Genomic DNA, 20,426 nt, shown 5'->3' on the forward strand with positions numbered 1-20,426 from the left:
CCCGGCACCCGGACCGCTCACGCCGGGCTCTTGGGTGTCCCGGGGCAGGCCGTGCACACGAAGGACATGCTCGTGAGGGCCGGCCCCCACGAGCGCGAGGTGGCCGACCGCCGGCCCGCCCGCCCGGGACGAGGGGGCCGGCGGTCACCGAGGCGGGGTGAGCAGGTCCAGGGCCCGCTCCCAGTGGAACCGGGCGTAGCCGCCGCCCTCCTGCGGTTCTCCCCCGTACGGATCGCCGAACCGGACGCCCATGCCGCGCAGCCGGTCGACGCTCGCCCGGTAGGCGGGGTGGGCGGCCAGCGCGTCGCTCACGCAGGGCAGTACGGAGATGGGGACGCCGAGGCCGTACGCCTCGCACAGGGTCCCGAGGGCGAGGGTGTCGGAGATGCCGGCCGCCCATTTGTTGACGGTGTTGAAGGTGGCCGGGGCGACGGTCACCGCGTCGGGGGCCGGGAACGGGCGCGGCTCGCCGGGCGAGCGCCAGGCGGAGCGGATCGGGCGGCCCGTGCCGGTCCGGACGGCCTCCGTGTCGAAGAAGCCGAGACTCTGCGGGGTGGCGATGACGCCGACCTCCCAGTTCCGCCGCCGGGCCGCGGTGATCAGGGTGCCCACGTCCTCGGCTATGCCGGCCGCGCAGACGACGACGTACAGGAAGGGCTTCTCGGCGTGTCGGGTCACCTGAGCACCCTAGACACGCTCCGGGCCGGCCCGGTCGCCCGGTCCGCCTCCCGCGCGCCGGCCGGCGTCGCCGGGCGGGTCCAGGGAGTGCCGTCCGGATCAGCCCGGGTCCGCGGCGATCCGAACGACACCCCCCTAGCGGAGCGGGAAGGAGCGCCCGCGTTCGGCCTCCGGGCGCGGGCCGGTGATGCGGCGCTCCTCCTCCTCGATGGGCACGTCGTCGATGCTCGCCTCGCGGCGCGTCATCAGACCGTGCTCGTCGAACTCCCACAGCTCGTTGCCGTACGAGCGCCACCACCGGCCGTCGGCGTCCCGGGACTCGTACTGGAAGCGCACGGCGATCCGGTTGCCGTCGAAGGCCCAGAGGTCCTTGCGCAGCGCGTAGTCCCGCTCCCGCGCCCACTTGGCGGTCAGGAGTTCCACGATCTCGGCCCGGCCCCGTACGAAGGTGTCGCGGTTGCGCCAGACCGAGTCCTCGGAGTACGCGAGCGAGACCCGGTGCGGGTCACGGGTGTTCCAGGCGTCCTCGGCCGCCCGGACCTTCTGCGCCGCGGTCTCGCGGGTGAACGGAGGGAGGGGCGGACGGTCGCTCATGACGTGCTCCTCGTCGTGGGACGCGGCGGTCCCGACAGATGGAGAACGGTCGTTCTCCGGTCGGCTGCTAACGTAGAGAACGATGGTTCTCGCGTCAAGGAGTGGACTGCGCATGGACAGCACGGCCGCCCGCGAACAGGCCATGGCCCGCGCCCGGGAGCAGGCGCTGGACGCGGCGGAGGAGCTGTTCTACGGCCGCGGCATCCAGGCCGTCGGCATGGACGACGTCCGCAGCACCTCGGGGGTCTCGCTCAAGCGGCTCTATCAGCTGTTCCCGGCCAAGGAGCTGCTGGTCGAGGCATACCTGGAGCGGCGTGACGTCCGCTGGCGGGAGCATCTGGCCGCGTACGCCGACCGGCACGAGGAGCCGGGCGAGCGCATCCTCGCGGTCTTCGACTGGCTGGGGCAGTGGTTCGCCGAGCCGGGCTTCCGCGGCTGCGCGTGGATCAACTCGTACGGCGAACTGGGCGCCGCCTCGGCGCGCGTGGCCGACCGGGTCCGTGCGCACAAGCAGGCGTTCAGGGACTATCTGACGGGGCTGGTGACCGCCGCGGGGCTGCCGGTCGCCCTCGCCGGCCAGGTGTACCTGCTCGCCGAGGGCGCGATGGTCACCGCGGGCATCGAGCGGAGCGCGGCGCCCGCCATCAGCGCCCGCGAGGCGGCGCGGGCCCTGATGGACGCCTGCCGCTGAATCCGGTCTCCGCGGGCGCCCGCCCGTTCAGTCCCCCGGCACCGTGATGGCGCCGACCGGACAGGCCCGCGCCGCCTCGCGCACCATCGGGTCGCCTTCGCCGTCCTCACGGCCCGGCAGCAGTTCGCCGTACCCGTCGTCGTCCTGAGCGAAGACCCCCGGGGCGGCCAGGGCGCACTGGCCCGCGCCGATGCAGACGTCCTTGTCGATGGCGATGCCGTCGTGCATACGCGAGGCCTCCTACCAGGTCACGGGGAGTTCCAGCATCCCCTGGATCGTGTCCCCCGGCTTGAAGGGGATCTCCTCGGCCGGGGCGGCGAGCCGCAGGGTGGGGAACCGGCCGAGGAGGGAGTGCAGGGCGATCTCCAGCTCGGCCCGGGCGAGGTTCTGCCCGAGGCACTGGTGGATACCGAAGCCGAAGGCGACGTGGTGGCGGGCCGAGCGGTGCCAGTCCAGGGCGTCGGGCGCCCGGAAGGCGTCCGCGTCGCGGTTGATGACGGAGGTGGAGAAGACGACACCCTCGTCGGCCCGGATCGTGGTGCCGCCGACCCGGATGTCCTCCGTGGCCACCCGCAGCAGCCCGTCCGCGATCGACAGATACCTCAGCAACTCCTCCACGGCGGCCGGCAGCAGGGTCCGGTCGGCGCGCAGTTCGGCCAGCCGCTCCGGATGCCGCAGCAGCGTGAACGTGCCGAGCGAGATCATGTTCGCCGTCGTCTCGTGCCCGGCGACCAGCAGCAGCGTGGCCAGGGCGACGAGCTCCTCGCGGTCGAGGGCGCCCTCGCGCAGCTGCTCGTGGATGAGCTCGTCCAGGAGCCCGTCCCCGGGGTCCCGCTGTTTGCGGTCGATCAACGCACCGAAGTAGGCGTCCAGTCGGTCGCGTGCGGCTTGGGTGTCGGCGGGGGCGGGGCCGCGCAGCAGTCTGCGGGACTGTTCCTCGAAGAAGTCGTGGTCGGCGTAGGGGACGCCGAGCAGGGCACAGATGACCATCGAGGGCACGGGCAGCGCGAAGGCGCCCACCAGCTCGGCGGGCGGGCCCTGCTCCGCCATCCGGTCGAGCAGCCGGTCCACGGTCTCCTGGATGCGCGGGCGCAGCGCGGCCGTCCGCTTGAGGGTGAAGCTGGGGACCAGCATGCGGCGCTGCGTGCGGTGTTCGGGGTCGTCGACCCCGAGGAGGGCCAGGCGGCGCGTGCGGCCGGCGGCGAACCGCGCCGTCGGCGCGGGGAAGGCGGGCAGGGTGCGGTCGGAGGACAGCCGGGGGTCGGCGAGAAGCGTGCGCGCCTCGGCGTGGCCAGTGACGAGCCAGACGTCGCGGCCGTCGTACAGCGAGATGCGCGCCAGGGGTCCCGCCTCGCGCAACGGCTCGTAGGCGGCGGGCGGCCGGTAGGGGCACGTACGGTCCTGCGGAAAGGCAACGGGTTCTGTCATGAAGACCTCGCAAGCGATGGTTCCCTCTTGCCGATCTTCATTAGATGCCCAGGGCACCTAACAGGACCACCCGAAGTTCGGCCAGATGCGTCGCCGCCGCGATCCGGCCGGAGTCCGCGGCCCGGGACGGCCGTGACCGCCGCTCCGCGAGCCCCGGTCCGGACATGCCTGAACCGGCCCGGCCGGTGGGCCGGCCCGGTTCGGGTGGGTCAGGCCGGGGTGATGTTCTCCGCCTGCGGGCCCTTCTGACCCTGGGTGATGTCGAAGGTCACCGCCTGGCCCTCCTGGAGCTCACGGAACCCGGTCGCGTTGATGTTGGAGTAGTGCGCGAAGACGTCCGGCCCGCCGCCGTCCTGCGCGATGAAGCCGAAGCCCTTTTCGGCGTTGAACCACTTGACGGTTCCGCTGGCCATGCTGGTGCCCTCCAGTTGAGATCGGGATCCGCACCGCGCGGACCCCGGAGGTGATCGCCCGGGTCCACCGCACAGCAAAGCGCCCGCGCCGGAGCGCGGGCAGGTACGGCGAACCACGACATCTGACAGCGACGCTACACGGCGAATCCGGCCCCCACCAGAGAGCAAGGGACCTGATCCGGGCCGAAATTCGGCCTCGCGGGGCCGGCCGCGCTCGTCCGGTGGCCGGCTCGGCCTCCGCTCACCCCGTTCGGCGTACGGCTCGGCGGTCCGCTCGGGGGCACCCGCACGGGTCCGGCGGCGGCGCGACGAGGGGACCACCGTGCCGGGAACGGCCGCCGGGGCCGACCGTCCGCGAGGTGGGGTGTGGTTGATTTGCGCGCGATCCGGTGTTGAATCTTGATTGGACGACGCCAGTACGACGCGACGATGGGACGGCAGACATGCCTCTGGAAGGCGAGTACGAACCCAGCCCCGAGCAATGGGTGCGCGACCAGGTGGAGTTGTACGAGAGTTCCGGCGGCACCAAGGGGACGACGCTCGGGAACACCGGTCTCCCGGTCATCATCCTCACGACCAGGGGCGCGAAGAGCGGCAAGATCCGCAAGACGCCGCTGATGCGGGTGGAGCACGAGGGACGCTACGCGGCGGTCGCCTCGCTCGGCGGCTCGCCCAAGCACCCGGTCTGGTACTTCAACGTGAAGGCCGACCCGGCCGTGTCGCTCCAGGACGGCCCGGCGCTGCACGACCTGACCGCCCGTGAGGTCACCGGCGAGGAGAAGGCCCTCTGGTGGGAGCGCGCGGTGGCGGCGTATCCGCCGTACGCCGAGTACCAGGAGAAGACCGACCGCGAGATCCCCGTCTTCGTGCTGGAACCGGCCGGCTGAGTCGCCCCGCGTGGACCGTGCCGCGGCGCCGGGACCGGCGCCCGCACGGCCGCGCGACGCGGCACGGGAGCCGGTGGACCGGACCGCATGATCCGCCGGTCCCCGGGCACCCGACCGTCAGGCCCCGCCGCGCTCCCCCGTCGCGGCGGGGCTTTCGGCCTTCGCGGCCTCGCGTGCCGCACGCGCGTCCGTCACGTCCAGGAATATGTGATCGGCCTCCGGGACCAGGCGGGCGACGGAACGCTTGATGCGCACGGCCACCTCCTCCACCTCCTCGCTGTCGAGCCCGGGAACCAGGTCGACGCGGGCGGCCACGAGGGTGGAGTCGAGGCCCATCTTCATGGTGAGCAGCGCCTCCACACTGTCGATCTCGGGCTGCGCGTCCAGGACGGCGCGGATGCGGTCGCTCAGTTCCTCGTCGGCGGCCTCGCCGACGAGCTGGGCGCGGGCGTCGCGGCCCAGCCAGTAGGCGACGCAGACGAGCAGCGCGCCGATGGCCAGCGAGGCCGCGGCCTCCCACACGACCTGGCCGGTGACCATGTGCAGCGCCATGCCGATGATCGCGAGCGTCACGCCGAGGACCGCGGTGCCGTCCTCGGCGACGACCGTCCGCAGCGCCGGGTCCTTCAGCCCCCCGCCCTGCTTGCGCACCTGGTGCAGTGCCCGCACCAGGGAGGCGCCCTCCGCCACCAGCGCCACGCCGAGGACCACGAGCCCGGTCACGTACCCGGAGAACGACTCCTCGGCGCCGCTCTTGAGGGCCTCGAAGCCCTGGAAGAAGGAGAAGCAGCCGCCCATCACGAAGATCCCGACGGCGGCCAGCAGGGACCAGAAGAACCGCTCCTTGCCGTAGCCGAACGGATGGCGCCGGTCGGCGGGGCGGCGGCTGCGCCGCAGGGCCGCCAGCAGGAAGACCTCGTTGAGGCTGTCGGCCACGGAGTGCGCGGCCTCGGAGAGGAGCGCGGGGGAGCCGGACACCAGACCGCCCACCGCCTTGGCGACGGCGATCAGGAGATTGGCTCCCAGTGCCACCAGGACGGTGATGCGCGTCTTGCGGTCGGAGCTGGTCGGTTGTTGCGTCGAGTCGTTGGCCACAGGCCCCGGATGCCCGGGCCCCGCCCGCTCACACAGTGCCGTCCGCGGAAATCGGGGAACCCCTCCACCAGGGCATTCGCAGCGGGGCCGGAGCGGAAGGAGAGGCGTCATGGGCGAAGGAGCGGGCAACGCCGGCGGCGGAAGCAAGGAGTTCAAGCGCTCCAGGAGTCATTTCACGGACCGCGTCACGGCCGACGGCCGGGACGGCTGGCCGGTGGAGGCGGGGCGGTACCGGCTGGTCGTCAGCCGGGCGTGCCCGTGGGCGAGCCGCGCGCTGGTCTCGCGCCGCCTGCTCGGCCTGGAGGACGCACTCTCGCTCGCCGTCGCCGACCCGATCCAGGACGACCGCAGCTGGCGGTTCACCCTGGATCCGGGCGGGCGGGACCCGGTGCTCGGCATCCGCTACCTGGAGGAGGCGTACCTCGCCCGGGAGAAGGACCACCCGGGCGGCGTAAGCGTGCCCGCGCTCGTCGACGTGCCCAGCGGCAGGCTCGTCACGAACGACTACCAGCAGCTCACCCTGGATCTGGCCACCGAATGGACGGACCTGCACCGCGAGGGAGCGCCCGACCTGTATCCGGAGCGGTTGCGCGACGAGATCGACGAGGTCATGGCGGGTGTCTACGAGGACGTGAACAACGGCGTCTACCGCGCCGGCTTCGCGAAGGGGCAGGAGCAGTACGAGGAGGCCTGTGCGGGCGTCTTCCGGCGGCTGGAGCTGCTGTCGCGGCGGCTCGCGGACCGGCGCTACCTCGTCGGGGACACGATCACCGAGGCCGACATCCGGCTGTTCACGACGCTGGTCCGGTTCGACGCTGTGTACCACGGCCATTTCAAGTGCAACCGCTGGAAGCTCGCCGAGGACCGGGTGCTGTGGGGGTACGCCCGCGATCTCTACCAGACGCCCGGCTTCGGCGACACGGTCGACTTCGACCACATCAAACGGCACTACTACCAGGTCCACTCAGGCATCAACCCGGCCGGCATCGTGCCGCTGGGGCCGGACCTCGCCGGCTGGCTGACACCGCATCACCGCGGCGAGCTCGGCGGTCGGCCGTTCGGCGACGGAACGCCGCCGGGTCCGGTGCGCGAGGGTGAGGAGGTACCCGCGCAGGGGCGGCCCTGATCGGCGAAGGTTGTGACACCCGACCCCGGCCTGCGTATTCGCCGCCGATAGGGACACACGCCAAGTGTCCGGCGACACCCCGCAGGCCGGCCGAGAGGCACAAAGGAGAACCACATGTCCAAGAAGAAGAAATCGCTCCCCCTCGCCTACAAGCCCGTCGGGTTCGTACTCGGCTGGGCGGGCGGTGCGCTGGCGGGTATGGCGTTCCAGGCCACCTGGAAGGCCATCCGGCACGAGGACAACGCACCGGACGCGCTGGACAAGGACCGCGGCTGGGGCGAGGTGCTGTTCGCCGCGGCCGTCCAGGGCGCCATCTTCGCGGTCGTGCGGAGCGCGGTGGACCGTACCGGTGCGAAGGCCATCGAGCGCTCGACGGGCGTCTGGCCGACCACCGACAAGACCGGCCGGGACTGAGTCCCGCCGGTGCACGGGCACTGAGGGTGCCGGTGCCGCCCGGCGGCGGTCCGAGGACCGCCGCCGGGGCTCAGCCCTGCTTGGGGGCCGTGGCGGGGACGAGCCGCAGGGTGAAGGAGTGCCCCGCCGGATCCGCGTAGCCGCGCTCCTCGTACGGCCCGGAGGCGTCCTTGGTGTCGAGCGGCCGGCCGCCGAGCCCGACGACCCGGCGCTCCGCCTCGTCGAGGTCGTTCACGTGGAAGTCCAGATGGGCCTGGAGTGAGTTCTCGGGGCGCGGCCAGCTCGGCGGCGTCGCCATCACGTCGCGGCGGAACGCCAGCCGCATACCGTCGGACGCCTTGATCTCCACCCGGTTCGCGGTCGCGTCCGTCTCCTCGGCGTCCAGCAGTTCCTTGTAGAAGGTGGCGAGTTTCTCCGGCTCGGCGCAGTCCAGCACCACGACGCCGGTGACGGTCAGTCCCATGCTTCCTCCGTACGGTTTCCGGGGCGCGGGCGGCGGCGCCACCTGCTGCCATACGCTGCCCGGGTACCCCCTGCCCGACGGAATCAGTCGGGTACCGCCGCGCTCCGTGACACACCGCCCGCCGCGGCGAGTTGACGGTGCGTCACTTTCTCCCGTCCCTCACGCGACGCGCAACTCCCCCTGTGCGGCGCCCGGTCACCGCGGCCCGGGGCCGGTGAGGCCGGCGAGCCGGGCCTCGGCCGCGGTGAGGAGCAGGTCGAGGGCCGACGGGTACGCGCTGTGCCGCATGTCCGCGACCAGGTGGCGGGCCGTCGCCGAGATGTGCGGGTGGGTGTCGGCGGGCAGCCGGGCATACGTCGCCCGCCACACCTTCGCGTCCGCCTCCCGCGCGGGCGCCGGCAGCGCGATGCTCCCCGCGTCGAGGGCGGCGAAGGCCAGCGCCTGGTCGACGAACGCGTGGTAGACGCGCACGGCCTCGGCGTCCGGGAATCCGGCTCCGCGCAGCACGCCGATGATCGTCTCGACCGCCTGGATCTCGTGGACGCGCCCGGTGACCCGGCAGGCGCTCAGCACGGCGGCCTGCGGGTGCGCCAGCGCTCCGGCGTGCATGCGCAGGCCGAGGTCGCGCAGGTCCGCGCGCCAGTCACCGGACGGGCGCCAGGTACGCAGCGTACGGCCGATCAGCTCGTCGGCGATGGCGAGCAGCAGGTCGTCCGTGTCGCGGAAGTAGCGGTAGAGGGCGCTGGGGTCGGCGCCCAGGGCGAGACCGAGACGGCGCACGGTGAGGGCGTCGGCGCCGTGCTCCTTGAGCAGCCGCAGCGCGGTCTCGACGATCAGTTCCTCGGAGAGCACGACACCGGATTTCGTGGGGCGGCGGCGCCGGCGCGCGTCGGGCGGGACGAGACGGTCGTTCATCGGCTTCCTCCTGTCGGGCCGCGGCACGGGCCGGAGCGGGCCGTCGGGCCGGTCCGGGAAAGGGGGCCCGGCTCCGGGACCCGGCGGCCCGCCACCGGGCCGGGTGATCCCGAGCGGGACCGGTGGGACGGGCGGGATCCCGTGACGGTGCGGGACCCAGTGGACCGGTGCCGGCACCTTATGTCAACAGCGTTGACCTGTTCGGTGCGCGGGCAGTTTCATGTGCCGTCACCGGGCCGTCCCCAGGCCCCAGGGTGCGAGCGGAGTCGGCATGACAGAGAACCGGAACGGGGTGGCACCTCCCGCGCGGCCGTCCCTGCGCACATCCCTCGGCGTCCTGGACGGCGTGGCCATCGCCGCCTCCAGTACGGCCGCCACCACCAGCATCGGCATCGGCCTCGGGGTGACCGCGGCCGTCGTGGGCCTGCATCTGCCGGCCATCATGCTGCTGGCCTTCCTGCCGGTCCTGGGCATCGCCGGTGCCTACGCGCGGCTGAACCGGGTCGAACCGAACGCGGGCAACGGCTACGTGTGGGTGGGCCGTTCCCTCACTCCGTGGCTCGGCTTCCTTGTCGGCTGGGTGAACATCGTGGCGACGCTGGCGTTCCTCGCCTACACCACGGCGGTGACCGGCTCCGCGCTGCTCCAGCTGGCCGGCCGGGCGGGTCTGCACGGGGTGGCGGGGCACACGCTCGACCCCGGCTCCACCGCCCAGACGACCGGCGTGGGCATCGTCGTCCTCGTCGCGGTCACGCTCACCGCGGTCACCGGCGTCCGCACGGCGGCCCGGTTGCAGAGCGGGCTGCTGGTGTTCGAGTACGTGGTCCTCCTGGGCTTCTGCGGGTACGGCATCGTCACCGGCCCGCACCCCTTCAGCCTGAGCTGGTTCGACCCGTTCGCGATCCCCTCGGCGTCGGCGCTCGCGCAGGGGCTGCTGCTCTCGGTGTTCTGCTACTGGGGCTTCGAGGCGGCGTTCAGCGTGAGCGAGGAGGTGCGCCACCCGCGGGACGCGTCCCGGGCCGGGACCATCACCCTGGTGACGATGCTGGGACTGTTCCTGCTCGGTTCGGTGGCCTTCCAGCGCGTCCTGTCGCAGGAGGAACTGGCCGGGCACGGCGCCGAGGGACTGGCGTTCTTCGGCGACCGGCTGGCGGCGCAGCCGCTGGCCGCACTCCCGCTGGTGGCGCTGATGTTCTCCGCGGTGGCCTCGCTGCAGGCCGGAGTCATCCCCACGGCGCGCGGCATGTTCGCGATGAGCCGGGACCGTACGCTCGGGCCGGTCTGGTCCCGGGTCAGCGCCCGGTACGGGACCCCGGCGGCGGGCACGCTGCTGATCGGCGCCCTGGCCGCCGTGATCGCGGCGCTGGCCCTGGTGATCCCGCGTCTCGCCGACATGATCATGGCCACGGTCAACGCGGTCGGCATCGTCGTCGCCCTGTCCTACGCGCTCACCGCCCTCGCGGCAGCCGTGCGCTTCCGGGGACTCCTGCGCGAGGACTGGCGTCAGGGGGTCCGGGCCGTGGTGCTGCCCGTCCTGAGCGCCGCTGCCCTCCTCGGCCTCGGCGGCTACCTCGGCTGGTCCTTCTTCACCTCCACCGATCACTTCGAGTTCAGCGCGGACAACGGCCGGTTCCTGCTCCTCGCGCCCACCCTGATGATCGTCTCCGGCGTCGCGGCGGCGGCCTGGGCCAAGTGGGTGCGCAGATCGCCGTACTTCCGCACCGGCCACGGCACCGACGCCGACACCGACACCCCTCGACTCCTCGCCACCCCCAACTGAAGGAAGCGCACCATGCACGCTGACGTCATCCTCACCGGCGGACCCGTCCTCACCCCCGACGGAGGCCGGGCGAGCGCCGTCGCGGTCACCGGCGACCGCATCACCGCCGTCGGAGGCGCCGAACTCCTGGAGCTCAGAGGTCCGCGGACCGAGATCGTCGATCTCGCGGGCCGGCTGCTGCTCCCCGGCTTCCAGGACGCGCACGTCCATCCGGTGCCGGCGGGGCTGGAACTCACCCAGTGCGACCTGACCGCCGCGAAGACGGCCGCGGACACCCTCGCCGCCGTCCGCGCCTATGCCGACGGGAACCCAGGACGGGAGTGGATCACGGGCGGCGGCTGGTCCATGGAGGCCTTCGAGGGCGGCACGCCGACCAGGGAACTGCTCGACGCGGTCGTCCCGGACCGGCCGGTGTACCTGCCGAACCGGGACCACCACGGCGCCTGGGTCAACAGCCGTGCGTTGGAGCTGGCGGGCGTCACACGCGACACCCCCGACCCGGCCGACGGACGGTTCGAGCGCGACGCCGCCGGCGAGCCCACCGGCATGCTCCAGGAAGGGGCCATGCAGTACGTCGGCCGGCTCGCGCCGCCGGCCACCGCGGCGGACCGGCTCGCCGCGCTGCTGCACGCCCAACGGCGGTTGCACGCCCTCGGGATCACCGCCTGGCAGGACGCCCTGGTCGGCGCGTTCCTCGGCATGGACGATCCGGCGGACGCCTACCTGGCGGCGGCCCGGGACGGTTCGCTGACCGCCCGCGTGGTCGGCTCCCTGTGGTGGGACCGGGCGCGCGGCGCCGAGCAGATCCCCGAACTCGTCGAGCGTCGGGCCGCGTTGAGCCATGGCCGGTTCCGTGCCTCCACCGTCAAACTGATGCTCGACGGGGTCGCCGAGACCGGCACCGCGGCGCTGCTCGACCCGTACCTCGACAAGTGCGGCTGTGCCACGGCCAATCGGGGCACCAGTTTCATCGATCCGGAGCGGCTCCCCTCGTACGTCACGGCGTTGGACGCCCTCGGCTTCCAGTGCCACTTCCACGCCCTGGGCGACCGGGCGGTGCGCGACGCCCTGGACGCCGTCGAGGCGGCGCGCCGGGCGAACGGCGCCGGCGACAACCGTCCGCACCTGGCCCACCTCCAGGTCGTGCACCCCGACGACGTGCCGCGCTTCGCCCGGCTCGGGGCGACCGCCACGATCCAGCCGCTGTGGGCCGCCCACGAACCGCAGATGGACGAGCTGACGATCCCCTTCCTCGGACCCGAACGGGCCGCCCTGCAGTACCCGTTCGGGTCGCTGCTGCGGGCGGGGGCACGGCTCGCGGCGGGCAGCGACTGGCCGGTCAGCAGCCCCGACCCGCTCCAGGGCATCCACGTCGCCGTCAACCGGGTGCTGCCCGGCGAGTCCGGCCCCGTGTTCCTGCCCGCCGAACGGATCGCCCTGACGGCCGCGATCACGGCGTACACGGCCGGTTCGGCGTACGCCAACCACCTGGACGACACCGGAAGCGTCCGCGCCGGTGCGCTCGCCGACCTGGTCGTGCTGGACCGCGACCTGTTCGCCGGGCCGCCGGAGGCGATCGCGGAGGCGCGGGTGGCCCTGACGTACGTCGGCGGTGAGCGCGTGTTCGCGGCCGCGGACGCCTGAGGTTCAGCTGGTCCCCGCCGGGCCCGGCGCGGTGGCGCCGAGGCCCGGCCGCGGCGCCAGGGCCAGGACGCCGACCTTGCCCATGTGGGCGTTGTTCTGGACGAGCCGGGCGGCCTCCGCCGTGTCGGCGAGGGGGTAGGTGGCGGTCAGGGCGGGCGCGAGCCGGCCGAGGTCCAGGAGCCGGTTGACGGCCGCCTGCTCCTGGAGGTTGGCGCCGTGGCTGCCGATCACGCGCTTGAGCCGCATCCAGAGGTAGCGGTTGTCGAACTCGTGGCGGTACCCGGAACTCGAGCCGCAGGTCACGACGGATCCGCCGCGCCGCACGACGAAGACGGAGACACCGAACGTGGCCCGGCCGACGTGCTCGAAGACGATGTGGGGGTCCTCGCCGGTCGCGGCCCGGATGCGCTTGCCGAGCCGTTTGCCGACCGTCGCGGGATCGGCGGGCTCACTTCCCGTCAGCCCGATCTCGTTGCGGTCGATCACAGCATGGCAGCCGAGGCGGCGCGCGTACTCCGCCTTGGCCTCGCTGCCGACCACGCCCACGGCGATGCCGCCGCCGTTGCGCACGAGCTGCACCGCGTAGGCGCCCAGCCCCCCGGCCGCCCCCCAGATCAGCACCACGTCGCCCTGGGTCATCCGGGCGCCCCGGTCACTGACCAGCATGCGGTAGGCCGTCCCCGCGCAGAGCGGGTTGACGGCCGCCTCCTCCCAGGTCAGCCGGGGCGGTTTGGGCAGGAGCTGACTGGCCCGGACGACGCCGTACTGCGCCAGCCCGCCGTAGTTCGTCTCGAACCCCCACGCCAGCTGGCCCGGGCCGAGCATGGCGTCGGCGTGCGTCTCGGGTTCCTCCTCGTCGACGTGCACGGGGCTGACGACGACGTGGTCGCCGACCCGCCATCTGCGCACGCCGCCACCCGTGCGTACGACGACACCCGCCGCGTCCGAGCCCACCACGTGGAACGGCTGGTCGTGCCGGGCGGACCAGCGGTCCCGGCGGCCGAACTGCCGGAGGAACGTGAAGGTCGGCAGCGGCTCGAACATCGCGGACCAGACGGTGTTGTAGTTGATGCTGCTCGCCATGACGGCCACCAGGACCTCGTCCGGCGCGAGTTCGGGCATCGGCACCGGTCCGATGTGGATCGACTTGCGCACGTCCTTGTCGGCGACGCCGGTGAAGCTGTCGACGTCCTCCGCCCTGAGGTGCGCGGCCGTGAAGCGGGTGGGCAGGGGTAGGCGCTCCAGCTCGGCACCGGCGGCTCCCGCCACCACGGCCTCGGCCAGGACATCCATGTCGTTCCTCCTTCGAGGGGTCAGTTGAGGCCCAGGCCCGCGGCGAGCGTCGGCCAGGAGGCCTTGAACTCCCGCTGCCAGTAGGGCCAGGAGTGCGAGCCGCCGCCGTAGGAGCTCACCCGGGCCGGGATGCCCAGCGACTCCAGCCGCCGGGAGAACCGGCGGAACTGGCCCGTCAGCGTGCCTTCGAGCACCGCTCCTTCGAGGTTGCCGAAGTCGGTGCTGGGGAGCCCGGCGCCCTGCGAGAGGTACAGCCGGGTCCCTGCGAGCGCGTCCGCGAGCGCGGCGGGGTTGTGCCGGTTCCAGTTGGCGCGGTGGAGCAGGGGGCTGCCCCACAGGGCCGACGGCGGCAGGGACTCCCGCGCGACGATCGCGGACAGCACGGTCGGCATGCCCGGCGCCGTCGTGTCCAGGACGCCGCTGTAGGAGGCCGCGGCGCCGAACACGCCGGGGCGGCGGGCGGCGAACGCCAGGGCGCCGTAGCCGCCGGTGGAGACACCGGCGACGGCACGCCGGTCGCCCGCCCGGAAGTGCTGCCGCAGCAGTTCCATGACCTCGTCGACCTGGAACGTCTCGTAGTCCGGTGCGGTGGGCGAGCCGTACGTCCACCAGTCGGTGGGGATGCCGGTGGGCCCCGAGGAGGGCATCACGGCGATGAGGTCGCGGCCGGCGAGGAAGGTGGCGACGTCGGTCTCCCGGGTCCACGACATGTAGTCGTCGTGCGCCCCCTGGAGGAGGTAGAGGACGGGCCAGGTGCGGGCGGGTTGTGCGGCGTGGGCGGCCGGCAGGACGACCCGGACCGGCAGGGACGTGCCGACGGCGGCCGAGGCGACGGTGAGGTCGACGGTCCGGGCGTCCAGCCACGTCTCGGCGGTGATGCGGGCGGAGCCGCCCGAGGCCGCGGTGGTGCCGGCCGCCGTGGCGGCCAGGGTCGCGGTGGAGGCCAGGGTCGCGCGCAGGACGGTGCGGCGCGAGGGACGGTGTACGGGCACGGGCCCACTCCTCGTCTTGGGGACGGTGTGGATCGGACGGTCAGGACGCGTCCCGCTCGCCGAGATCGCGTGTCAGCAGCCGGGCCAGGGCATCGACGGCGGGCGGATCGAGCAGGGACAGATGGTGGCCGGGCAGCGGCGCCACGGTGAGGTCGGGGCAGAAGGCGTCCCAGCCGAGCGTCGCGTCGTCGCGCTCGTAGCGGGGGTCCCGGACGGTGTGCGGGGCGGGGTCGCTCGCCCGGTAGAGCAGGGTCCGGCCCTCGTAGCACCCCGGCCGGTGGCGTTCCCCGCTGCGCAGGTCGAGATACGACGTGCGCTGGTGCTCCAGGACGGAGTGCGGCAGCGGCACGGCCTCCGCGAGCACCTTCATCACGAGGTCGATCTGCGAGGCGTCGTCCAGCGCGGCCAGTTCGCCGTAGGGGAGGTCGAGCGGTGTCCCGTAGGTGCGGTGCACGTACGCGGCGAAGTCCGCGAAGCGGCGCCGGGTGAGGCCGGCGTGGTCGGTTCCCGGCGGGGCGGGCAGCGGCAGCACCGAGTCGATGAGCACGAGGGCCTCGACCGTGCCGTGTGCCGACAGCAGCCGCGCGGCCTCCTGGGCCAGCACTCCCCCGTACGACCAGCCGCCCACGGCCCACGGCCCCGCGGGGCGCACCGCCCGGATCCGCCGGACGAACTCGGCCGCGCGCCCGGGCACGTCGTCCGGATCGGCCAGCCGGTCGAACCCGTACGACGGCCGCTGCCCGTCCAGTCGTTCGGCCAGCCGGGCGTAGACGTCGGAGGAACCCCCTGCGGCGTGGGCGAGGAACAGCGGGGTGCCCGGGCCCGCGCCCGGAAGGCACCGCAGGGACGCCGCCGCGGACGCCGAGGAAGTCTCCGCGGCGCGGTGCGCAGAACTCGGCCGAGCCCGGAGGCCGGGGGTCACCGCGGGCGCGGCACCGGGCCCGGGGGCGGCCTCCGTCACGGGCGCGAAGCCCGCCTCGGGCCCGGGGGCCGCCTCCATCACCGGTGCGAAGCCCGCCTCGGGCCCGGAGGCGAGGAGGGTCGCCACCGCTCGCAGGGTTCCCTGCCTGAGCAGGACGCCCGGTTCGAGGGTCACCCCGAACTCCCGCTCCACGACGCCGCGGATCCGTACGGCCGTCAGCGAGTCCAGGCCGAGGTCGGTGAGCGGCAGGTCGGGGTCGATGCGGTCGGGGCCGTATCCCATGACCCCGGCCACGCACGCCCGCAGCCGCTCCACGGGACCGGCGCCGGCCGTCTCGGGCGCCTCGGCCGACGGGGCTGCATCGCTCTCCTCGCCGAACCAGAACCGGCGGTGCCGCCAGCGCGGCGGGGGCACGTCCACGATGCGGCCGTCCAGCCGCTCGCGGAGGCCGGGGGCCGGCACGCCGTTCACGAGGAGCGTGGCGAGCGAGGTGCGGAACGTGAGGGCGTCGTCCGTGTCCCTGCGCAGCGTGGGGACGATCAGGGACCCCTCGGGCAGCGAGTCGGTGAGGGGGTGCAACTGGGTGGCGTGCGGCGCGACTTCGAGGAAGACACGGTGACCGTCCTCGGCCGCGGCGCGCACGGCCTGGGCGAACCGCACGGGCCGGCGCAGATTGGCCACCCAGTACGCGGTGTCGTACGGAGCGGGGTCCCGGGGGTCGTCGAGCACCGTCGAATAGCGGGGACGTACGGCGGCGGCCGGTTCCGGATGGCCCAGCTCCCGGGCGAACTCCGCGAGAATGGGCTCGACTTCGGGCGAGTGCCCGGCTCCGGACACTCCGAGGGAGCGGGCGAATCCTCCCCGGTCGGTCACCGCCGCCACCAGGGTGGCCACCTCCCCCGCGGAACCCGTCACGACGCACTGCGCCGGGGAGGCGTGCACGGCGATGTGGACGGTGGGCAGGTCCGCGGCGAGCGCCAGGACGTCCCGTTCGGAGCGGCCCACGACCGCCATGGCGCCCCCGGCCAGCCCCGCGAGCAGCCGGGAGCGCACGGCGACGATCCGCGCTCCCGTGGAGGCGTCCAGGGCCCCCGCGACGACGGCCGCGGCGATCTCCCCCAGGGAGTGCCCGATCACGGCGGCCGGCTCCAGCCCGTACGACCGCCACAGGTCGGCGAGGGCGAGCTGCATGCCGTACAGCACGGGCATGACGACGGCGGGCGAGGACAGGTCGGCGTCCGGGCGCAGGCTGCGGCTCAGGGAGACGCCCGCGTGCCACCGCAGCAGGGGCTCCAGGCGTTCCACGGCCTCGGCGAACACGGGTTCGGAGGCGAGGAGCCGTTGTCCCATGCCGGGCCACTGGGAGCCGTAGCCGGAGAAGACCCACACCGGCCCGGGCCCTTCCGGTGTCCCTTCTCCCGTGACCACGTACGGGGAGGGTTCGCCCGTGGCCAGCCGGCGCAGCGCGTCCAGCGTCTGCGTCCTGTCCCGGGTCACGACGGCGGCGCGTCGGCGTCCGCGTCCGGCGCGGCCCGCCAGGGTCCGGGCCAGGTCGGCGTCGCGGACGCGGCCGGCTCCGGGCAGCCAGTCGGCGAGCTCGCCGGCGTAGGTGCGGACGCGCCGCGCGGTGGGCGCGTCGAGCAGCAGCAGCGCGGGCTGCTCGCGGGGTGCCCGCGGCCGGGGGGCCGTACGGTGTTCGGCGAGCACGGCGTGCGCGTTGGTGCCGCCGAAGCCGAAGGCGGAGACGCCTGCGGTGGCCGTCCCCGAGTAGCGCGGCCACGGTTCGGCGGAGGTGACGACGCGCAGTCCCAGGGCGTCCAGGTCGGCGTGCGGTCCCGGGCGGACGAAGTGCAGCTGGGGCGGGATCTCGCCGTGGTGCAGGGCCAGCACGGTCTTGATGAGCCCGGCGATCCCGGCGGCGGCCTCCAGGTGTCCGAGGTTGGTCTTCGCCGAGCCGATGAGCAGGGGCCGTTCCAGGTCGCGCCCGGTGCCGAGCACCGCGCCGAGGGCGCCCGCCTCGACGGGGTCGCCGAGGGCGGTCCCGGTGCCGTGCGCCTCGACGTAGTCCACGGTCGCGGGGTCGGGGTGCGCGTCGGCGAGGAGGGCGCGCTGGGCCGCCGCGCTGGGCGCCGTCAGACCGTTGGAGCGGCCGTCGGAGTTGACCGCCGTGGAGCGGATGACGGCCAGCACCCGGTCGCCGTCCCGCTCGGCGTCCGCGAGTCGTTTCAGTACGACGACTCCGCAGCCCTCGCCGCGGACGATTCCGTCGGCGGACGCGTCGAAGGCCTTGCAGCGACCGTCCGGTGCGAGGGCGCCCGCCCGCTGGAGGCCGACGGTGACGGCGGGAGTCAGGAGCACATTCGCCCCGGCGGCCAGCGCGGTCTCGCACTCCCCCGTCAGGAGCGCGCGGACCGCGTGGTGCACGGCGACCAGCGACGACGAGCAGGCGGTGTCGAGGGCGAGACTCGGGCCGCGCAGGTCGAGGGCGTACGAGAGGCGGCCGGCGGCGATGCTCAGGGCGGCGCCGGTGGCCGTCCAGGCGTCGGGGGCGGCGGCCGTGAGGTGGGCGTACTCGTTGCCGCTGATGCCGACGAACACACCGGTGCGGGTGCCTCCGACCCGCAGTGCCGCGTGGTCGAGGGCCTCGTGGGCGACTTCGAGGAGCATCCGCTGCTGCGGGTCCATGGCGGCCGCCTCGTGCGCCGCGATGCCGAAGAACTCGGCGTCGAAGCCGGCGACGTCGTCGAGGAAGGCGCCGTGCCTGACCGCGTCGGGAGGGACGGGGAAGGGGTCCCATCGCCCCCGGGGGACCGTGCCGACGGCGTCCCGTCCCTCGGTGAGCAGCCGCCAGTACGCGGCGGGCGAGTCGGCACCGCCGGGGAAGCGGCAGCCCAGCCCGACGACGGCGACGGGGGCCGGCGGACCGGCCGGGTCGACGGCGGTGCGGGTCCCTCCCCGTGCCTGCGGTGCCGGCCCACCGGTGGGCGTCTCGTCCGTCCGCCGGCCCGCCGGGCCGCGCGGGTCGCGGGCCCGGCTCAGCTCCGCGGTCAGCGCGTCGATCGTCCCGGTGTCCCAGAGGAGCGTGTCGGGCAGCCGCCGCCCCACCAGCTCGCCGAGCCGTGCGGTCAGCGCCACCGCGTCCCGTGAGGTGAGGCCCAGCTCGGCCAGCGGCCGGTCGTCGGGGACGGCCTCGGGCGGGAGTCCGTACCAGGCGCCCAGCCGCTCGACGACGACGGCGCGGATCTGCGTGCGCGTCGGGGTCATCGGGCACCGAACCCGCCGTCGCGGAAGCGCGCCCGGGTCGCGTTCCTGGCCACCTTGCCGCTGCTGGTCCGTGGCACCGCGCCCGGTGGGACGAAGCACAGCGCGCCGAGCCGCAGCCCGTGCCGGGCCGACACCGCGGCCCTGACGACGCGTTCGGCGTCCCGGATCTGCCGCGCCGTGGGCGCGGCGTCCCTGCGGTGCTCGGCCACCACCACGAGCTCCTCGCCGGTGCCGTCCTCGCGGGTCACGCCGAACGCGGCGAGCCGGTCGCGGCGGACGAGGGGCAGCGCGCTCTGCACGGTCTCCTCGATGTCCTGCGGATAGTGGTTGCGCCCGTCCACGATGATCACGTCCTTGAGGCGGCCGGTCACCAGGAGCCGTCCGTCGTGCAGGGCGCCCAGGTCCCCGGTGCGCAGCCACCCGTCCGGGTCCCCGAAGGCCCGTTCGGCGCGCTTCCAGTAGCCGCGCCCTACGTTGGGGCCGCGTACCTGGATCTCCCCGACCTGCCCCTCGGGCAGCACCGCGCCGTCCGTGCCGGCGATCCGCAGTTCCTGCCCGACCGGCATGCCGCAGGTGACCAGCACGGCGGGGTCGGGGTGTTCCGGCCGGCCGGTGGGCTCGTCCGCGACGGCCTCGATGGCCTCGATCCGCCCCTCGGCGAGGGCGACCGGATCGCACACCACCGTGCGCGGCGCGCTCGTGGGCGGGTCCGCGGTGACGAACACGGTGGCCTCGGCGAGACCGTAGGCGGGGCAGTGGGCGTCCGGGTGCAGACCCGCGGGTCCGAAGGCGGCGCCGAAGCGCTCGATCGTGCCCGGCCGCACCGGCTCGCTGCCGTTGATGAGCACCTGGACGCGGTCCAGACGCAGTTCGTCGGCGAGTTCGGGCGCGGTGCGGGCCACGCAGTAGTCGTACGCGAAGTTCGGTGCGGCGCTGACGGTGCCGTCGTACGCGCCGAGGAGCCGGAGCCAGCGTGCCGGTTCCTCCAGGAAGGCCACCGGATCCATCAGGACGGACGGGAAGCCGCCCACCACGGGTGCCGCGACGCTCAGGACCAGCCCCATGTCGTGGAAGAGCGGCAGCCAGCCGACGGTCGTGGCGGCCTGCGGGTCGGCGACGAAGGCCTCGATGGCCTGCCGGGCGTTGGCGACGACGTTGGCGTGGCTGATCATGACGCCGGCCGGACTGCGGGTGGAGCCGGAGGTGTACTGCAGGTAGGCGATGTCGTCGGGGTCCTGAGCCGGGTTCGGACCCCCGAACCCGTTGCGCTGGATGGCGAGGCGGTCGACCGCCACGAGCGGTACCGACGGCAGGCCCCGTTCCCGGGTGAAGGCCCGCACGGCGTCGGCGGTGCCGGCGTCGGAGAGCAGACAGGCGGGTTCGCAGTCGGCGAGGACGGCCGCCAGCCTGCCTTCGTGGCCGGGCAGTCGCGGGCCGAAGAGGGGCACGGCGATCACCCGGGCGTACAGGCAGCCGAGGAAGGCCACCACGTAGTCGAGGCCCTGGGGCAGCACCAGGGCGGCCCGGTCGCCAGGAGCCACCACCGTCGTCAGCCGGTCGGCGACGGCGCGGGCCCGGGCGTCGAGGGCACGCCAGCCGAGGGTGCGGTGCAGGCCGGCCGAGGCGGCGTCGGGGAAGTCGACGTGACTCAGGGCCCGTTGTTGCGGCCGGTGGCGGGCCCAGTGCCCCAGGTGGTCCGTCAGCGCGGCGTCCGGGGCGAGCCTGGCGGAGGTCATGGCGGCTCCAACTGATCGGTACGGTCGAACGGTTGTTTCCTCGGGGAGGTGCACCAGGTTCCGCCGGGGAGCGAGGGTTGAGTTAGACGGT

The 20,426-nt window shown here is 74.0% G+C and carries 18 protein-coding genes; 6 read left to right on the plus strand and 12 right to left on the minus strand.

The annotated features are described in order from the left end of the window. Positions 1-144: 144 nt before the first annotated feature. Together ACZ4NT_RS20500 and ACZ4NT_RS20505 are read right to left on the minus strand one after the other, a co-directional pair. The gene (locus ACZ4NT_RS20500) at positions 145-678 is read right to left on the minus strand and encodes a flavoprotein (RefSeq protein ID WP_121407493.1); all 534 of its coding nucleotides are present in this window, start codon (positions 676-678) and stop codon (positions 145-147) included. A 135-nt stretch (positions 679-813) separates the two neighbouring features. Beyond that, positions 814-1,272, minus strand: a complete 459-nt coding sequence (locus ACZ4NT_RS20505; protein ID WP_467726747.1) for a nuclear transport factor 2 family protein — start codon at positions 1,270-1,272, stop codon at positions 814-816. Between the two features lie 112 nt (positions 1,273-1,384). Here ACZ4NT_RS20505 and ACZ4NT_RS20510 point away from each other — a divergent pair, with 112 nt between their 5' ends. Then, a complete protein-coding gene (locus tag ACZ4NT_RS20510; RefSeq protein ID WP_467726749.1) occupies positions 1,385-1,963 on the plus strand; it encodes a TetR/AcrR family transcriptional regulator in 579 nt (192 codons plus the stop codon). A gap of 27 nt (positions 1,964-1,990) precedes the next feature. Here the strand turns inward: ACZ4NT_RS20510 and ACZ4NT_RS20515 are convergent, their stop codons facing one another. From ACZ4NT_RS20515 to ACZ4NT_RS20525, 3 genes are all read right to left on the minus strand, one after another. Continuing rightward, the gene (locus tag ACZ4NT_RS20515) at positions 1,991-2,191 is read right to left on the minus strand and encodes a ferredoxin (RefSeq protein ID WP_121407491.1); all 201 of its coding nucleotides are present in this window, start codon (positions 2,189-2,191) and stop codon (positions 1,991-1,993) included. Positions 2,192-2,203: 12 nt separating this feature from the next. Further along, entirely contained in the window at positions 2,204-3,391 is a 1,188-nt protein-coding gene (locus ACZ4NT_RS20520; protein WP_121407490.1) for a cytochrome P450, read from the minus strand. A 209-nt stretch (positions 3,392-3,600) separates the two neighbouring features. Continuing rightward, on the minus strand, positions 3,601-3,804 hold the full coding sequence (locus tag ACZ4NT_RS20525) for a cold-shock protein (RefSeq protein ID WP_037622929.1): 204 nt from the start codon (positions 3,802-3,804) through the stop codon (positions 3,601-3,603). A 443-nt stretch (positions 3,805-4,247) separates the two neighbouring features. Here ACZ4NT_RS20525 and ACZ4NT_RS20530 point away from each other — a divergent pair, with 443 nt between their 5' ends. Next, positions 4,248-4,691: a nitroreductase family deazaflavin-dependent oxidoreductase gene (locus ACZ4NT_RS20530; RefSeq protein WP_121407489.1), complete on the plus strand. Its 444-nt coding sequence runs from the start codon at positions 4,248-4,250 to the stop codon at positions 4,689-4,691. A 117-nt stretch (positions 4,692-4,808) separates the two neighbouring features. On the opposite strand, the gene ACZ4NT_RS20535 is transcribed toward ACZ4NT_RS20530, so the two are convergent. Next, complete coding sequence (locus ACZ4NT_RS20535; RefSeq protein ID WP_467726752.1) at positions 4,809-5,897, minus strand: cation diffusion facilitator family transporter; 1,089 nt, start codon at positions 5,895-5,897, stop codon at positions 4,809-4,811. On the opposite strand from ACZ4NT_RS20535, the gene ACZ4NT_RS20540 reads away from it, so the two are divergent. Then, a complete protein-coding gene (locus tag ACZ4NT_RS20540; RefSeq protein WP_467726754.1) occupies positions 5,896-6,912 on the plus strand; it encodes a glutathione S-transferase family protein in 1,017 nt (338 codons plus the stop codon). The genes ACZ4NT_RS20535 and ACZ4NT_RS20540 overlap by 2 nt on opposite strands. A gap of 114 nt (positions 6,913-7,026) precedes the next feature. Next, a complete protein-coding gene (locus ACZ4NT_RS20545; protein WP_121407486.1) occupies positions 7,027-7,326 on the plus strand; it encodes a DUF4235 domain-containing protein in 300 nt (99 codons plus the stop codon). A 70-nt stretch (positions 7,327-7,396) separates the two neighbouring features. On the opposite strand, the gene ACZ4NT_RS20550 is transcribed toward ACZ4NT_RS20545, so the two are convergent. Both ACZ4NT_RS20550 and ACZ4NT_RS20555 read right to left on the minus strand, forming a co-directional pair. Continuing rightward, positions 7,397-7,789 carry a VOC family protein gene (locus ACZ4NT_RS20550; RefSeq protein ID WP_121407485.1) on the minus strand — a complete coding sequence of 131 codons (393 nt, stop codon included), beginning with the start codon at positions 7,787-7,789 and terminating at the stop codon, positions 7,397-7,399. Positions 7,790-7,984: 195 nt separating this feature from the next. Next, positions 7,985-8,704, minus strand: coding sequence for a TetR/AcrR family transcriptional regulator (locus tag ACZ4NT_RS20555; protein ID WP_121407484.1), 720 nt, complete (start codon positions 8,702-8,704; stop codon positions 7,985-7,987). A gap of 271 nt (positions 8,705-8,975) precedes the next feature. Here ACZ4NT_RS20555 and ACZ4NT_RS20560 point away from each other — a divergent pair, with 271 nt between their 5' ends. Both ACZ4NT_RS20560 and ACZ4NT_RS20565 read left to right on the plus strand, forming a co-directional pair. Beyond that, positions 8,976-10,484: an APC family permease gene (locus ACZ4NT_RS20560; protein WP_121407483.1), complete on the plus strand. Its 1,509-nt coding sequence runs from the start codon at positions 8,976-8,978 to the stop codon at positions 10,482-10,484. 12 nt (positions 10,485-10,496) lie between these two features. Continuing rightward, entirely contained in the window at positions 10,497-12,128 is a 1,632-nt protein-coding gene (locus ACZ4NT_RS20565; RefSeq protein WP_121407482.1) for an amidohydrolase, read from the plus strand. Between the two features lie 3 nt (positions 12,129-12,131). On the opposite strand, the gene ccrA is transcribed toward ACZ4NT_RS20565, so the two are convergent. From ccrA to ACZ4NT_RS20585, 4 genes are read right to left on the minus strand one after another with little or no spacing between them, the layout of a single operon-like run. Then, positions 12,132-13,421 carry a crotonyl-CoA carboxylase/reductase gene (gene ccrA / locus ACZ4NT_RS20570; protein ID WP_121407481.1) on the minus strand — a complete coding sequence of 430 codons (1,290 nt, stop codon included), beginning with the start codon at positions 13,419-13,421 and terminating at the stop codon, positions 12,132-12,134. A gap of 20 nt (positions 13,422-13,441) precedes the next feature. After that, on the minus strand, positions 13,442-14,413 hold the full coding sequence (locus ACZ4NT_RS20575; protein ID WP_467726758.1) for an alpha/beta hydrolase: 972 nt from the start codon (positions 14,411-14,413) through the stop codon (positions 13,442-13,444). Positions 14,414-14,453: 40 nt separating this feature from the next. Continuing rightward, entirely contained in the window at positions 14,454-18,599 is a 4,146-nt protein-coding gene (locus ACZ4NT_RS20580; RefSeq protein WP_121407479.1) for a type I polyketide synthase, read from the minus strand. Next, positions 18,596-20,335 carry a fatty acyl-AMP ligase gene (locus ACZ4NT_RS20585; RefSeq protein ID WP_121407478.1) on the minus strand — a complete coding sequence of 580 codons (1,740 nt, stop codon included), beginning with the start codon at positions 20,333-20,335 and terminating at the stop codon, positions 18,596-18,598. The genes ACZ4NT_RS20580 and ACZ4NT_RS20585 overlap by 4 nt, the downstream gene beginning before the upstream one ends. Between the last annotated feature and the right edge of the window lie 91 nt (positions 20,336-20,426).

The organism is Streptomyces sp. NPDC026417 (assembly GCF_055567695.1).

What these genes read in the sequence shown, in the direction of transcription:
- ACZ4NT_RS20505 (WP_467726747.1), bottom strand. Translation starts at nt 1,272, where the DNA reads ATGAGCGACCGTCCGCCCCTCCCTCCGTTCACCCGCGAGACCGCGGCG.
- ACZ4NT_RS20510 (WP_467726749.1), top strand. Translation starts at nt 1,385, where the DNA reads ATGGACAGCACGGCCGCCCGCGAACAGGCCATGGCCCGCGCCCGGGAG.
- ACZ4NT_RS20515 (WP_121407491.1), bottom strand. Translation starts at nt 2,191, where the DNA reads ATGCACGACGGCATCGCCATCGACAAGGACGTCTGCATCGGCGCGGGC.
- ACZ4NT_RS20520 (WP_121407490.1), bottom strand. Translation starts at nt 3,391, where the DNA reads ATGACAGAACCCGTTGCCTTTCCGCAGGACCGTACGTGCCCCTACCGG.
- ACZ4NT_RS20525 (WP_037622929.1), bottom strand. Translation starts at nt 3,804, where the DNA reads ATGGCCAGCGGAACCGTCAAGTGGTTCAACGCCGAAAAGGGCTTCGGC.
- ACZ4NT_RS20530 (WP_121407489.1), top strand. Translation starts at nt 4,248, where the DNA reads ATGCCTCTGGAAGGCGAGTACGAACCCAGCCCCGAGCAATGGGTGCGC.
- ACZ4NT_RS20540 (WP_467726754.1), top strand. Translation starts at nt 5,896, where the DNA reads ATGGGCGAAGGAGCGGGCAACGCCGGCGGCGGAAGCAAGGAGTTCAAG.
- ACZ4NT_RS20535 (WP_467726752.1), bottom strand. Translation starts at nt 5,897, where the DNA reads ATGACGCCTCTCCTTCCGCTCCGGCCCCGCTGCGAATGCCCTGGTGGA.
- ACZ4NT_RS20545 (WP_121407486.1), top strand. Translation starts at nt 7,027, where the DNA reads ATGTCCAAGAAGAAGAAATCGCTCCCCCTCGCCTACAAGCCCGTCGGG.
- ACZ4NT_RS20550 (WP_121407485.1), bottom strand. Translation starts at nt 7,789, where the DNA reads ATGGGACTGACCGTCACCGGCGTCGTGGTGCTGGACTGCGCCGAGCCG.
- ACZ4NT_RS20555 (WP_121407484.1), bottom strand. Translation starts at nt 8,704, where the DNA reads ATGAACGACCGTCTCGTCCCGCCCGACGCGCGCCGGCGCCGCCGCCCC.
- ACZ4NT_RS20560 (WP_121407483.1), top strand. Translation starts at nt 8,976, where the DNA reads ATGACAGAGAACCGGAACGGGGTGGCACCTCCCGCGCGGCCGTCCCTG.
- ACZ4NT_RS20565 (WP_121407482.1), top strand. Translation starts at nt 10,497, where the DNA reads ATGCACGCTGACGTCATCCTCACCGGCGGACCCGTCCTCACCCCCGAC.
- ccrA (WP_121407481.1), bottom strand. Translation starts at nt 13,421, where the DNA reads ATGGATGTCCTGGCCGAGGCCGTGGTGGCGGGAGCCGCCGGTGCCGAG.
- ACZ4NT_RS20580 (WP_121407479.1), bottom strand. Translation starts at nt 18,599, where the DNA reads ATGACCCCGACGCGCACGCAGATCCGCGCCGTCGTCGTCGAGCGGCTG.
- ACZ4NT_RS20585 (WP_121407478.1), bottom strand. Translation starts at nt 20,335, where the DNA reads ATGACCTCCGCCAGGCTCGCCCCGGACGCCGCGCTGACGGACCACCTG.